This is a genomic window from Streptomyces sp. NPDC019443, from assembly GCF_044389785.1.
Classification (GTDB): domain Bacteria; phylum Actinomycetota; class Actinomycetes; order Streptomycetales; family Streptomycetaceae; genus Streptomyces.
This window is the reverse complement of the sequence record NZ_JBIRYJ010000017.1, coordinates 51,484-63,449: the sequence shown is the minus strand read 5'-3', so window position 1 is coordinate 63,449 and position 11,966 is coordinate 51,484. Positions and strand designations below refer to the sequence as shown.

The 11,966-nt window shown below is 68.5% G+C and carries 13 protein-coding genes and 1 pseudogene; 4 read left to right on the top strand and 10 right to left on the bottom strand.

Going from position 1 to position 11,966, the window contains the following annotated elements; translation table 11 throughout:
• Positions 1-62: 62 nt before the first annotated feature.
• Positions 63-386, top strand: coding sequence for a PLD nuclease N-terminal domain-containing protein (locus ACH492_RS33865; RefSeq protein WP_398992308.1), 324 nt, complete (start codon positions 63-65; stop codon positions 384-386).
• Positions 387-419: 33 nt separating this feature from the next.
• On the opposite strand, the pseudogene ACH492_RS33860 reads toward ACH492_RS33865, so the two are convergent.
• Positions 420-683: pseudogene (locus ACH492_RS33860) on the bottom strand (EamA family transporter); the annotation flags it as partial.
• Positions 684-790: 107 nt separating this feature from the next.
• Here ACH492_RS33860 and ACH492_RS33855 point away from each other — a divergent pair.
• A complete protein-coding gene (locus ACH492_RS33855) occupies positions 791-1,231 on the top strand; it encodes a nucleoside deaminase (protein ID WP_398992306.1) in 441 nt (146 codons plus the stop codon).
• On the top strand, positions 1,224-2,165 hold the full coding sequence (locus tag ACH492_RS33850; protein ID WP_398992304.1) for an isopenicillin N synthase family dioxygenase: 942 nt from the start codon (positions 1,224-1,226) through the stop codon (positions 2,163-2,165). The genes ACH492_RS33855 and ACH492_RS33850 overlap by 8 nt, the downstream gene beginning before the upstream one ends.
• On the opposite strand, the gene ACH492_RS33845 is transcribed toward ACH492_RS33850, so the two are convergent.
• From ACH492_RS33845 to hemL, 8 genes are all read right to left on the bottom strand, one after another.
• Positions 2,152-2,688: an SRPBCC domain-containing protein gene (locus tag ACH492_RS33845; RefSeq protein ID WP_398992302.1), complete on the bottom strand. Its 537-nt coding sequence runs from the start codon at positions 2,686-2,688 to the stop codon at positions 2,152-2,154. The two genes, ACH492_RS33850 and ACH492_RS33845, sit on opposite strands and share 14 nt — an antisense overlap.
• 37 nt (positions 2,689-2,725) lie before the next feature.
• A complete protein-coding gene (gene ccsB, locus ACH492_RS33840; protein WP_398992300.1) occupies positions 2,726-3,814 on the bottom strand; it encodes a c-type cytochrome biogenesis protein CcsB in 1,089 nt (362 codons plus the stop codon).
• The gene (locus ACH492_RS33835) at positions 3,811-5,526 is read right to left on the bottom strand and encodes a cytochrome c biogenesis protein ResB (RefSeq protein WP_398992298.1); all 1,716 of its coding nucleotides are present in this window, start codon (positions 5,524-5,526) and stop codon (positions 3,811-3,813) included. Before ACH492_RS33835 ends, ccsB begins: the two co-directional genes overlap by 4 nt.
• A 4-nt stretch (positions 5,527-5,530) precedes the next feature.
• Positions 5,531-6,274, bottom strand: a complete 744-nt coding sequence (locus ACH492_RS33830) for a cytochrome c biogenesis CcdA family protein (protein ID WP_398992419.1) — start codon at positions 6,272-6,274, stop codon at positions 5,531-5,533.
• Between the two features lie 18 nt (positions 6,275-6,292).
• Entirely contained in the window at positions 6,293-6,898 is a 606-nt protein-coding gene (locus ACH492_RS33825) for a TlpA family protein disulfide reductase (RefSeq protein WP_398992296.1), read from the bottom strand.
• Between the two features lie 113 nt (positions 6,899-7,011).
• Complete coding sequence (locus ACH492_RS33820) at positions 7,012-8,259, bottom strand: hypothetical protein (protein ID WP_398992294.1); 1,248 nt, start codon at positions 8,257-8,259, stop codon at positions 7,012-7,014.
• Between the two features lie 159 nt (positions 8,260-8,418).
• Entirely contained in the window at positions 8,419-9,147 is a 729-nt protein-coding gene (locus ACH492_RS33815; protein WP_398992293.1) for a histidine phosphatase family protein, read from the bottom strand.
• The gene (gene hemL / locus ACH492_RS33810) at positions 9,144-10,460 is read right to left on the bottom strand and encodes a glutamate-1-semialdehyde 2,1-aminomutase (RefSeq protein WP_398992291.1); all 1,317 of its coding nucleotides are present in this window, start codon (positions 10,458-10,460) and stop codon (positions 9,144-9,146) included. Before hemL ends, ACH492_RS33815 begins: the two co-directional genes overlap by 4 nt.
• A gap of 273 nt (positions 10,461-10,733) precedes the next feature.
• Between hemL and ACH492_RS33805 the strand changes: the two genes are divergently transcribed.
• Positions 10,734-11,294 (top strand): hypothetical protein, encoded by a 561-nt coding sequence (locus ACH492_RS33805; RefSeq protein ID WP_362678782.1) that lies wholly within the window; start codon positions 10,734-10,736, stop codon positions 11,292-11,294.
• A gap of 52 nt (positions 11,295-11,346) precedes the next feature.
• Here ACH492_RS33805 and ACH492_RS33800 read toward each other — a convergent pair whose 3' ends face one another.
• The gene (locus ACH492_RS33800; protein WP_398992289.1) at positions 11,347-11,934 is read right to left on the bottom strand and encodes a TIGR03086 family metal-binding protein; all 588 of its coding nucleotides are present in this window, start codon (positions 11,932-11,934) and stop codon (positions 11,347-11,349) included.
• Positions 11,935-11,966: the final 32 nt, after the last annotated feature.

The following is an 11,966-nucleotide window of genomic DNA, read 5'->3' as shown; positions in this document are numbered from 1 at the left end:
TGGACCTGTCACCGGGGCCGCACCCAGCCCCTGCCGCCGTACTTGGGGGGACCCGCTCCACGATGCTCAGGTACCTGCCGTTCCTTCTGATGCTGGCGCTGACTATCTACGCCTTCATCGACTGCCTCAACACGCCCGAGGAAGAGGTCAAGCACCTGCCCAAGGTCGTCTGGGTACTGATCATCCTCATCTTCACGATCGTCGGCCCCGTCGTCTGGCTGGTGGCGGGCAAGCAGCGCCATGCGGTGCCCGGCTCGCGGAGTTCGGCCGGCTCGCGCGGCTGGGTCGCGCCCGACGACAACCCCGACTTCCTGCGGTCCCTCAAGGACGAGAAGCACAACGAGAACAACGACAAGAAGAAGCAGGACGGGGACGACCAGCCCTGATGGAGCTGCGTCTGCTGGTCACCTTCGCCTCGAGACGAACACCCGGTTGAAGACGATGAACACGCCGCCGAGCGCGGCAAGGGCGAGCTTCTTCGGGGTGAAACCGTGGTTCGTGAAGTAGCCGCGGGCCAGGGCGTAGGCGCCCAGCGCCAGCGCGCCGAAGAGACTGCGGAAGAACACGACGTTGAAGGCCGACGCGCCGGACTCGACGACGAAGATGCCGAGGGTGCCGGAGAGCACCATGGCCGCGGTCAGTTCGAGGGTGCCCTTGTTCTCCAGGGACTTGTCGCTTGTCATGGCTTTGACGCTACGAGCGGGGCAGCGGCCGGTCCACGAGCCAGTGGGGCGTCCTGCCGATGGGCCGATCGGCCCGGCCGATGACGTACGTTCGGATGGTGAGCGCCATGGAGTACGCGAAGTGGCTGACGACAGCCGTCGAGGAGGCCAGGGCCGGGCTGGCCGAAGGCGGGATCCCGATCGGGGCCGCGCTGTACGGGGCGGACGGGGCCCTGCTGGGGCGCGGGCGCAATCGTCGGGTGCAGGACGGCGATCCGTCGATGCATGCGGAGACCGCGGCCTTCCGCGCCGCCGGGAGACAGCGCTCGTACCGGGGTACGACGATGGTGACGACCCTCTCGCCCTGCTGGTACTGCAGTGGTCTGGTCCGGCAGTTCGGGATCTCCCGGGTGGTGGTCGGCGAGGCGGAGACCTTCTGCGGAGGGCACGACTGGCTGGCCGAACACGGCGTGGAGATCGTGCTGCTGGACGACGCCGAGTGCAAGGGCCTGATGCGCGACTTCATCCGGGCCGATCCCGAACTGTGGAGTGAGGACATCGGTGACTGACGCCAGGATTCCCACCATTGACCTGCGCGCATGGCGCTCCGGGGACCCGGCGGCCCGTGCCCGGATCGCGGAGAGTGTCGACCAGGCCCTGCGGACCGCCGGCTTCCTGCTGGTCACGGGGCACGGAGTCGATCCGGGGCTGCGCGGCGGGATCCGGGAGGCGGCACGGGACTTCTTCCGGCTTCCGGACCGGCAGAAGGAGCCGTACGCCGTGAAGGTCGGCGGGCGCGGCTGGCTGGGTCCTGGCGCTGAGGCCAATGCGTACGCGGAAGGGACCGAGACTCCCCCGGACCTGAAGGAGTCGCTGTCCTTCGCCGCGGAGGACCCGACCGGCGACCCGGCGGTCGACGCCGAGTGGTTCCTGCCCAACACCTGGCCCGCCGAGGTGCCGCACCTGAGGGACCTGGTGGAGTCCTACCTCGCCGGTATGCGCACCCTCTCCGACCAGCTGCTTGAGCTCCTCGGCGTCGCCCTGGGCGAGCCCGAGGACTTCTTCACCCGGCACACCACGCACCCGACCTGGGGCTTCAACGTCAACTGGTACCCGGGCCGGGACCGGGTGGGCGAACCGCAGCCGGGCCAGTTCCGCATCGGCCCGCACACCGACTTCGGCACCGTCACCGTCCTCGACCGTCAGGCGGGCAAGGGCGGGCTCCAGGTCTTCACGGACCCCGCGGACGGAGGCGTCGGCTGGGAGGACGCGCCGTACGACCCGGAGGCCTTCACCATCAACATCGGCGATCTGATGGCCCGCTGGACGGGCGACCGCTGGCGCTCGGGCCGCCACCGGGTGCTGCCGCCGCCGGCGGACGCACCGGCCGAGGAGCTGATCTCGCTGGTGTACTTCTACGAGTGCGATCCGGGCACGGCCGTCCGGGGCATCGATTCGCACACGTATCTGCGCGCCCAGCTCGACGCGATCACGGCCGGCTGACGTACTGGTCCCGCAGCTCCTGCCAGCGCCCCGGCGTCCACTGCGCCCAGTCCTCGGCCGTCATCGGGTGCCCGTCCAGCGCGTCCGCCAGCAGCTCGAAGTGGTGGTGCCAGCCCGCCAGGTAGTCGAGACGCAGCTCGTCCGTGCCGCGGAACTCATTGGTGAAGCGGACCACCGTGCCGTCGGCGCTCCCGCGCGAGCCGAACGGCTCCAGATGGAAGCGGATCCGGCCGTGGACGCTGACCGTGTACTCGGCGACCCGCTCCAGGTCCCAGGCGGTGACCGTGCCCTGGGCGATGGTGTGGCGGCCCTGCGGATCGGTGTTGAGCCAGCGCAGGGTGACCGCCCCGCCGATGCGCGGTTCGAGGACGTCGGCGGCGGCGAGCCAGGTCGGCAGGCCCTCGGGCGTGGCGACGGCGGCCCATACCCGGATCACCGGGTGCGGCAGCCGCAGCTCGAAGTGCAGCAGGTGAATGCCGCCGTCCCGGGTCTCGCTGGTGCCATGCCGGATGACTACGGTCATGGCACCAGCGTCGCTCCGGGGCGGCCCACGCGCTAGCTCAGACGCCCGCGTACGAGTGCAGGCTGTTCACAAAGATGTTCACGCCGTAGTAGTTGAAGAGGAAGCAGGCGAAGGCGACAAGACCGATGTACGCGGCCTTGCGGCCCTTCCAGCCCGCCGTCGCGCGGGCGTGCAGGTACGCGGCGTAGGCGACCCAGGTGATGAAGGACCAGACCTCCTTGGCGTCCCAGCCCCAGTAACGGCCCCAGGCGTCACCGGCCCAGATCGCACCGGCGATGATCGTGAAGGTCCACAGCGGGAAGACCGCGGCGTTGATGCGGTACGAGAACTTGTCCAGGCTGGCCGCGGCGGGCAGCCGCTCCAGCACGGAGCGGGCGAAGGCGCCGGGCTTGCCGCCGCGGGCGAGCTTGTTCTCGTAAGAGTCACGGAACAGGTAGAGCAGCGTGCCGACGGCACCGAGGTAGAAGACCGCGCCGCAGAAGATCGCGGTGGAGACATGGATCCACAGCCAGTACGAGTGCAGGGCCGGGACCAGCTGGTCGCTCTTTGTGTACAGCCAGGTGACGGCGACGCCCAGGTCGAGCAGGACCGTGGTGACCAGCGGCAGACCGATCCAGCGGACGGGCTTCTTCGCGAGCAGGAAGCCGATGTACGCGCCGACCGCCACCGTGGAGAAGGTGGTGGAGAACTCGTACATGTTGCCCCAAGGGGCACGCTGTACCGCCACCGCGCGGGTGACGACCCCGGTCGCCTCGATGAGGAAGGCCAGTACGGTCAGCGAGACGGCGATCCGCCCGTACAGATCGCCCTTCACCGTGCCGCCCGCCGCGCCGGGCCCGTCCGGGACGTCCCGGCTGCCGACCGCGGAGCGAGTGACGATCTTCGGCTTGTCCAGTACGGCGGTGCCCCCGCCCTGGTGCTTCACCTGGACCTTTACCGCGGGAGCCGCGGCGGCCGTCCCGGCGCCGGTCAGCGCGGCGGCCGTGCGGCCGACCTTGCTGCGGCTGCCGAAGACCCATTCCGCGATGTGCGCGAAGAACGCCAGCGTGTAGACGGCCATCGAGGCATAGATCAGCGAATTGCTGAACTGAGCCAGATTTTCGTTGGTTGCGGCGGCGAGAGTCACTTCTCAGCCCCTTCGGCAGGTACGTCTGAGGGATCGGGCGCCGTCGGCGCCTCGGAGTTGAGGGTTACGGCCAGGTCGGCCAGCTCTTCGGGCAGCTTCGCGGACTCGCTGCGGCCGAGCCCCGCCATTTCGACGACGGTGACGCCGTCCGCACCCGCCACCGCCCGGACCCAGACCCGGCGGCGCTGAATGAACAGCGAGCCCACGAGGCCCGCGATGGCGGCGATCGCACCGGTCAGAGCCCATCCGTTGCCGGGCTGCCGCGAGACCTGGAAGCTGGCCCACTCCTTCACTTCCTTCTCGAAGGTGATGGAGCCCGCTCCGTCCGGCAGTGTCATCTTCTCGCCGGGCAGCAGCCGTGCCTTGAGGATCTGGCCGTGCGCGTCCTTGAACTGGGTCAGCTTGCCGGTGTCGAGCTGGTACACGTTCTGCGGCAGGCCCGCGTCTACGCCCAGGCTGCCGTGGTACCCGGTGAGCGCGAGGACCGGGAACTCGAGGCCCGGGAACTGCGAGAACATGTCGCCCTTGCCGGCGCCGCCGAACGTCGGCACGAAGAAGGCCTGGAAACCCAGCTGGTCCTTCTTGCCGTTTCTGTCGCGGTAGCCGTCCATCACCTTGATCGCGCCGGTCGAGGTGATGTTGTTGTCGATCGGCAGCAGCGGCACCGCGCCGTTGAAGACGACGTTGCCCTTGCCGTCCCGGACGGTGACGACGGGCGCGTATCCGTGCGAGAGCAGATAGATCTTGGTGCCGTCGATGACCAGGGGCTTGTTCACCTCGATGACGGACTTCTTGTCCGGGCCACCGCCCTTGGAGTAGGTGACGTCGGCCTCGAAGGTACGCGGGGTGCCGCGCTGCGGGCCGCCCTTTTGGTACGTCCCCGTGAAGGCGTCCAGCCGGAAGCTGAACGGCGCGAGTTCGTCCGTGCTGAACAGCGATCCGGACTTGAAGTCGTCGTACTGCGTGAGGGTGTTGGAGAAGCCGTCGCCCTCGACGATCAGCTTGCCGCCCTCGGACTTGAAGAGCTGGCCCGCGGCGAAGGCCACCAGCATGACGATCAGGGCGATGTGGAAGAGGAGGTTGCCGGCCTCACGCAGATAGCCCTTCTCGGCGGCGACCGCGTCGCCGACGGTGTGGGCGCGGAAGCGGCGCTTCTTCAGCATCGCGAGCGCCGCCTCGCGCACCTGCTCGGGACCGGTGTCGGTGCGCCAGGTGGTGTACGCGGGCAGCCGGGTCAGGCGGCCGGGGGCGCCCGGCGGGCGGCCGCGCAGCTGGCCGACGAACTGCCAGGAGCGCGGCACGATGCAGCCGATGAGTGAGACGAACAGCAGTATGTAGATCGCCGAGAACCAGACCGAGCTGTAGACGTCGAAGAACTGCAGCTTCTCGAAGACCGGCGTCCAGAACTCGTTATTTTCCTTGAACGTCTGCACTTTGAGCTCGTCCACGCTGTTCTGCGGGATGAGCGAGCCGGGGATCGCGCCGAGGGAGAGCAGGAACAGCAGGATCAGCGCGACCCGCATGGAGGTCAGCTGCCGCCAGAACCAGCGGGCCCAGCCGATGACCGAGAGGGATGGCCCGCCGAGGAGCTCTTCCCTGGGCGCGGTGGAGAGCTGTTCACCGGCCGCGCCGAGGTCCTGCGCTGTGCCCTGCTTCTCGGCCTCTGTCTCTTGAGCCGCTGCCTTGTGAGCCTCTGCCTCTGTCTTGCTCATCGAACTAGATCCCCACCGTGAAGCCGTTGGACCAGACCTGCATCTCCTGCACGAGGCTGTCCCATACCCCGGTCAGCAGCAGCAGACCGGTCGCGATCATCATGATGCCGCCGATCCGCATCACCCAGGCGTAGTGGCGCTTGACCCAGCCGAACGCGCCGAGCGCCTTGCGGAAGGCCACCGCAGCTAGCACGAAGGGCAGTCCGAGACCGATGCAGTACGCGACGGTCAGTATGGCCCCCCGGCCCGCGCTCGCCTGCTCGGCGGCGAGGGCGTTCACGGACGCGAGCGTCGGTCCGATGCACGGCGTCCAGCCGACGCCGAACAGAGCGCCGAGCAGCGGCGCGCCCACAAGCCCGGTCACCGGACGCTTGTGGAGGCGGAATTCACGCTGGGTGAGCCAGGGCATCAGCCCCATGAAGAACACGCCCAGCAGGATCATCAGGGCCCCGAGGACCTTGGTGAGGATCTCCTTCTGCCCCTGCAGGGTCGAGCCGAAGTAGCCGAAGAGCGCGCCGCCGGAGACGAAGACGGCGGTGAAGCCGAGTACGAAGAGGGAGGCTCCCGCGACCATCCGGCCGCGCTTGGCCTCGGCCAGGTCAGTGCCGCTGACTCCGGTGACGTACGAGAGATAGCCGGGTACGAGCGGCAGCACGCAGGGCGAGAAGAAGGAAACCAGCCCGCCCAGTACGGCGATGGGCAGTGCGAGGATCAGCGCCCCGCCGAAGACCGTCTCGTTCACCGGTATTCACCAACGTCCACAGGATCACTTCTCCGCGATCAACGGATCGATGATCTTGTGGAGTTCTTCGTCGTCGAGCGCCTTCAGCGAGCGGGCCGCGATCTTCCCCTCGCGGTCGAGCACGATCGTGGAGGGAATGGACTGCGGATTGAGGCTGCCCTTGGGGAAGCCATTGACGATCAGCTTGCCCATCGGGTCGTACAGACTGGGATAACTGATCTTGTAGTCCGTCTCGAAGGCGATCGCCGGGCCCTTGTTGGCGTCGCGGGTATTGATCCCGACGAACTCCACGCCCTTGGCCTTGGTCTCCTGGGCGACCTTGGCGAAATGCGGGGCCTCGGCGCGGCAGGGCGGGCACCAGGAGCCCCAGACGTTCATCACGACGACCTTGCCCTTGAAGTCGGCGACGTCGAGCGGCTTGCCCTGGAGGGTCTCGCCGGAGAGCTTGTTGGGGGCCGTGCGCTTCCCCTTCGCGGCGGTGGAGATACCGCCGGTGTCGGTGACGAAGTTGGTGTCACCGCCACCGCCGGACTTCGCGCCGCCCCCGCCGCCGCAGGCCGACAGGGTGAGCGCGCCGACGGCGACCAGGCCGGTCAGCAGGGCAGCGCGGGGGGCACGGCTAAGGCTCATGTGAAAAGTTTCGCATGGCCGATACGGGGATCTTTCCGCGCCCCCCTGGGTGCCCGTAAGGCCCGATGTCAGGCCGCCTTGAGGAACCCGATGCAGGCGCCCTGAACCCGTTGTCAGGCCGCCTTGAGGAAAGTGTTCCAGCCGCCCGCCGGGGACTGGCCGACCTCGAGCGTACGGAGCTTGGCGAGCATCTGCGGATCCTGGACGTCGAGCCAGTCACAGAACTGCCGGAAGGAGACGAGCCGTACGTCCTTCTTGCCGGCCATGCCCATGAGGGCTTCCTCGACGGCGTCCATGTAGATGCCTCCGTTCCACCGCTCGAAGTGGTTGCCTATGTAGAAGGGCGCGCGATTGGACTCGTAGGCGCGATTGAATCCGGCGAGGTACGCCTCGGTGGCCTGCTTCTTCCACCTGGGATAACGCTCGGGCACGCCCTGGGTCGAATTCTGCGACTGATTGGCGAGCATGTTGTAGTCCATCGAGAGGACTTCGAAGGAGCGCCCGGGGAACGGCACCTGCTGCAGCGGCAGATCCCACAGGCCCTGGCGCTTCTCCGGCCACTTCTGGCGGCCACCGGGCGAGCTCGCGTCGTAGCGCCAGCCGAGCTTCTTGGCGGTGGGCAGCAGCTTGTCCTGGCCGAGCAGGCAGGGTGTGCGGCCGCCGACGAGTTCCTTGCGGTAGTCGAAGGGCAGCGGATCGATGTCCTGCCAACCGCTGTTCGTACGCCACTGCGTGACGAACGACACAGCCTGGTCTATCTCGTTCCGCCAGTCCGCGGGTGTCCAGTTGCCGACCGATCCGGATCCGGCGCAGAAATGTCCGTTGAAGTGCGTGCCTATCTCATGGCCGTCGAGCCATGCCTGGCGTACGTACTTCAGCGTCTCCTTGATGTGACCGTCCGTGAGATAACCGATGTCGGACGCGCCGATGCCATTGTTCGGCGGGCGGTAGAGCGTCTTCTTGGACTCGGGGAGCAGATAGATCCCGGAGAGAAAGAAGGTCATCGCCGCGTCGTGGTTCTTGGCGAGTTCGAGGAAGCGCGGGAAGAGACCATTGCCGACCTCGCCCGCGCCGTCCCAGGAAAAGATCACGAATTGCGGCGGCGTCTGACCCGGTTCCAGGGGCACGGGCCTGTCCGGTTGGTTGGGCTGCTTTCCGGTGTCGGACGTGGAGCCGTCGCCTATGAGCCGGCCCTCGCTCTTGGAGGGGGAGGGACTGCCGCCGCTACCCTCGCCGGCGCTCCCATCATGTCCGGTCTGTCCGGCTCTGCCCCGTTCGGCCAGGCCGCAGCCCGCGATTCCGATCGCGACTGCGGCCCCAAGTCCCGTCCCGAGCAAGCCCCTTCGACTGATGTCGCGCATATCGCCCCCATCCGCGCCCTCCCGGTCGGGAGAGCCGATCCAAACCGCTACCGGTTTAGATGCCGTACGGAAGACGGGGGTTCCGGGGACTAGCGCCTATTTTCGAAAGGATTCAGGAGGAACTGCCCAGCCAATTAACGCGGCCAACTACCCAGCCAACTACGCGCCGAATGCTTTGGCCTTGCCCTTCACGGGTTTTGCACCCGCGAGAAGATGCGCCGGAACAAGATCTCGCGCGGGCTCGGAGTAGCCGACGGAGACAATCCGGTCGCCCTGATACGTGAACGTGGTCAGCGACGCGAGCGTGCACTGCCGGCGGCGCGGGTCGTGCCACAGCCGGCGCCGCTCGACGAAACTCCGCACGATCCAGATCGGCAGCTGGTGGCTGACGCAGACCGCCTCGTGCCCGCGGGCGGCGTCCCGCGCGGCGCCCAGCGCGCCCATCATCCGTACGACCTGATCGACGTACGGCTCCCCCCAGGACGGGCGGAACGGATTGGTCAGATGCTTCCAGTTGGCCGGCTTGCGCAGCGCGCCGTCGCCCACCCCGAAGGTCTTGCCCTCGAAGACATTGGCCGCCTCGATCAGCCGCTCGTCGGTGTCGAGGGTGAGGCTGTGGCCCTTGGCGACGGGGGCCGCGGTCTCCTGGGCGCGCTCCAGCGGGGAGGCGACGACATGGGTGATGTCGCGGTCCGCGAGATACTCGGCGACCCGGTCGGCCATCTGGCGGCCGAGTTCGGAGAGGTGGTAGCCGGCCCGGCGGCCGTAGAGGACGCCGTCGGGGTTCTCGACCTCGCCGTGCCGCACCAGATGGACGACGGTGATCTCGCTGTCCGGGCTGCCCTCGCCGTTGGCGCCGCTCTCGCTGTGCAGGGTGTTCTCGCTCATGCCGATGCCTCCGTCGCCTCGGCGGCGGCCCGCGCGGCGGCCGGCAGCGCGGCGGCGATCCGCTCGATCGCCCGCTCGTCGTGGGCCGTGGAGACGAACCAGGACTCGAAGGCGGACGGCGGGAGATAGACGCCCCGGGAGAGCATCGCGTGGAAGAAGGCGGTGAAGCGGAAGGACTGCTGCCGCTTCGCGTCCTCGTAATTCCTGACGTCGGCGCCGGTGAAGAAGACGGAGAACATGTTGCTCGCCGTCTGCAGCCGGTGGGCCACGCCCTCCTTGCCGAGCGCGTCCGTCACCAGAGCCTGGATCTCGGCCGAGACCGCGTTGACCTTCTCGTACGCGGCGTCGTCGAGCAGCCGCAGCTGCGCGAGCCCGGCGGCGGTGGCGACCGGGTTACCGGACAGGGTGCCCGCCTGGTAGACGGGCCCGCTGGGTGCGAGGTGCGCCATGACGTCCGCGCGGCCGCCGAAGGCCGCGGCGGGGAAGCCGCCGCCCATCACCTTGCCGAAGGTCATCAGGTCGGGCGCGACGCCGTCGACGCCGTACCAGCCGGCCTTCGACGTACGGAAGCCGGTCATGACCTCGTCAGAGATGTACAGCGCGCCGTTCTTCTCGCAGGCCGACCTGAGCCCCTCATTGAAGCCCGGCCGCGGCGGCACGACGCCCATGTTGCCCGGCGACGCCTCGGTGATCACACAGGCGATCTCGCCCGGGTGCGCGTGGAAGGCCTCGTGCACCGCTTCCAGATCGTTGTACGGCAGGACGATCGTGTCCCCGGCCTGCGCGCCCGTGACCCCCGGGGTGTCCGGCAGCCCGAAAGTCGCCACTCCCGAACCGGCCGCGGCGAGCAGCGCGTCGACATGACCGTGGTAGCAGCCGGCGAACTTCACGACCTTGGCCCGGCCGGTGAAGCCGCGGGCGAGCCGGATCGCGGACATCGTCGCTTCCGTACCGCTGGAAACCAGCCGTACCTGCTCGACGGGCTCGATCCGGGCCACGATTTCCTCGGCGAGTGCGACCTCGCCCTCGCCGGGCGTGCCGAAGGACGTGCCGCGGGCGACCGCCGCCTGCACCGCCTCGATGACGGCCGGGTGCGAGTGGCCGAGGATCATCGGCCCCCACGAGCAGACGAGGTCGACATATTCGCGGCCGTCCGCGTCGGTGAGGTACGGGCCGGTACCGGACACCATGAACCGGGGCGTACCGCCCACGGCTCGGAAGGCACGGACGGGAGAGTTCACGCCGCCGGGCGTCACAAGGGACGCCCGGTCGAACAGCGTCTGCGAAACTGGGGCTTCGTATGAATACGCCACTTTGGTCCTGATCTGCGATTCGGATGTGCGGGGGGCCGGGACGGAGGATCTCGGCCACCGGTGAGCAGGGAGCGCGGTCTCCTCGTATTACGAAAGGGCGTCACCCCTCTCGCGTCTGCGAAACTGGGGCGACATAGGGAAAGCTCACGGAATCCATGGTGTCAGAGGCCCCGACGTTCTTGGCGAGTGGTGTTTCACAGCACGTTCGTGGGGGAGGTCACTGTCACGATGATCGGGTTGCGCGGCGGGGGCTGCGAGTGGTCGGGTGGAGATATGCATCGCGGTGGCGGACTGGGCGAAGGGACCGACGACCTGGGTCCTGAGCCTGCCCGGCGTGGAAAGCACCGGCGAGGCGACGCGGGCGCCGACGAGCCCATGGGAAGCAGGAGCGGCCGAGTGGGGGTGACCTACAAATATTTCGGCGCGCCTGACGGAGCCACGGCCGCACGGGTGCCGATCTCGATGCGCCCGGAGGAACTGGGCGGCGACGAGCTCGGCATGGGCGGGATGTTCGCCAAGATCAAACCGGAGACCATAGCCGCGATGGTGCTGACCGGCATCCAGGGCATGCCGCTGAACAAGGTGCCGCCGCTGGAGCTGGTGGTGCTCCACCCCGACTATGCGGTGGTCAAGCTTCCGATGACGGTGGTCGACCCGCTGCGCGGCATTGGCGAGGAGTCGGTGGGCGCGGCGGCATTCATCTGGTCGACGGTCCCGGACCGGGGCGGGCCGCGGGACGCGTTCAACGTCTACCAGCTGCTGCACGAGTGGCAGGACTTCTCGGTCCGGCTGCACGAGGCGGGGCACCAGCCGTACTGCTTGGTCTGGCCCTGAGCCTCAGCGGGGCGGCGTCCACGCGCTCGCCGCCCCGCTTGCTACGGGCGTGCTACGCGGGCGGCCGCCAATGCGGGTCCCGGCCGGTCAGGGCCAGCACCCGGTCGAAGTCCGAGACTCCCTCGTCGTCGGGCAGCGGGAACGGCTCACCGAACATGCCCCCCTTGCGGCCCATCGGCGCCATCTCCGCGAGCGCGGGCCCGATTTCACCGACCACGGCCGGGTCCGGCGTGAACTCCTGCCCGGTCGCGCGGGCCAGGTCCCAGGCGTGCACGGTCAGATCGCCCAGCACCATGTGGCCGACGGTCCTGGCCGGAAAACCCATGGTCCCCGAGGTGCCCTCCTCGGCGCCGGGGGCCGCCCACGCCGCGACGAGCCTGGCGGTCTCGTCGGCGAACCGGGCCCGCCAGTCGCCGGCGTCGTCGTCGATGTAATGCGGTACGGCGGCGAAGTCGGCGTTCTTCTTCGCCGCCAGCGCCTGGAAGTTGATCACCACCTGGATGAGGTGATCCGTCAGGGCGCGTACGTCGTACTCGCTGCACGGCGTGGGGTCGGCCAGCCGCTCGTCGGTGATGCCAAGCACCACCGGAACGGCACGCTGCGCCGCCGATTCGAGCAGGTCACTGATGGTATTCGTCATGGCTCGACGGTAGGGGCGGCCTGCGCCCTGCG

Bases quoted from the DNA above. Each gene is read 5' to 3' on its own strand.
- ACH492_RS33820 (WP_398992294.1), bottom strand. From the start codon at position 8,259: ATGCGCGACATCAGTCGAAGGGGCTTGCTCGGGACGGGACTTGGGGCC.
- ACH492_RS33845 (WP_398992302.1), bottom strand. From the start codon at position 2,688: ATGACCGTAGTCATCCGGCATGGCACCAGCGAGACCCGGGACGGCGGC.
- ACH492_RS33805 (WP_362678782.1), top strand. From the start codon at position 10,734: ATGCATCGCGGTGGCGGACTGGGCGAAGGGACCGACGACCTGGGTCCT.
- ACH492_RS33835 (WP_398992298.1), bottom strand. From the start codon at position 5,526: ATGAGCAAGACAGAGGCAGAGGCTCACAAGGCAGCGGCTCAAGAGACA.
- ACH492_RS33800 (WP_398992289.1), bottom strand. From the start codon at position 11,934: ATGACGAATACCATCAGTGACCTGCTCGAATCGGCGGCGCAGCGTGCC.
- ACH492_RS33865 (WP_398992308.1), top strand. From the start codon at position 63: ATGCTCAGGTACCTGCCGTTCCTTCTGATGCTGGCGCTGACTATCTAC.
- ACH492_RS33825 (WP_398992296.1), bottom strand. From the start codon at position 6,898: ATGAGCCTTAGCCGTGCCCCCCGCGCTGCCCTGCTGACCGGCCTGGTC.
- ACH492_RS33855 (WP_398992306.1), top strand. From the start codon at position 791: ATGGAGTACGCGAAGTGGCTGACGACAGCCGTCGAGGAGGCCAGGGCC.
- ACH492_RS33815 (WP_398992293.1), bottom strand. From the start codon at position 9,147: ATGAGCGAGAACACCCTGCACAGCGAGAGCGGCGCCAACGGCGAGGGC.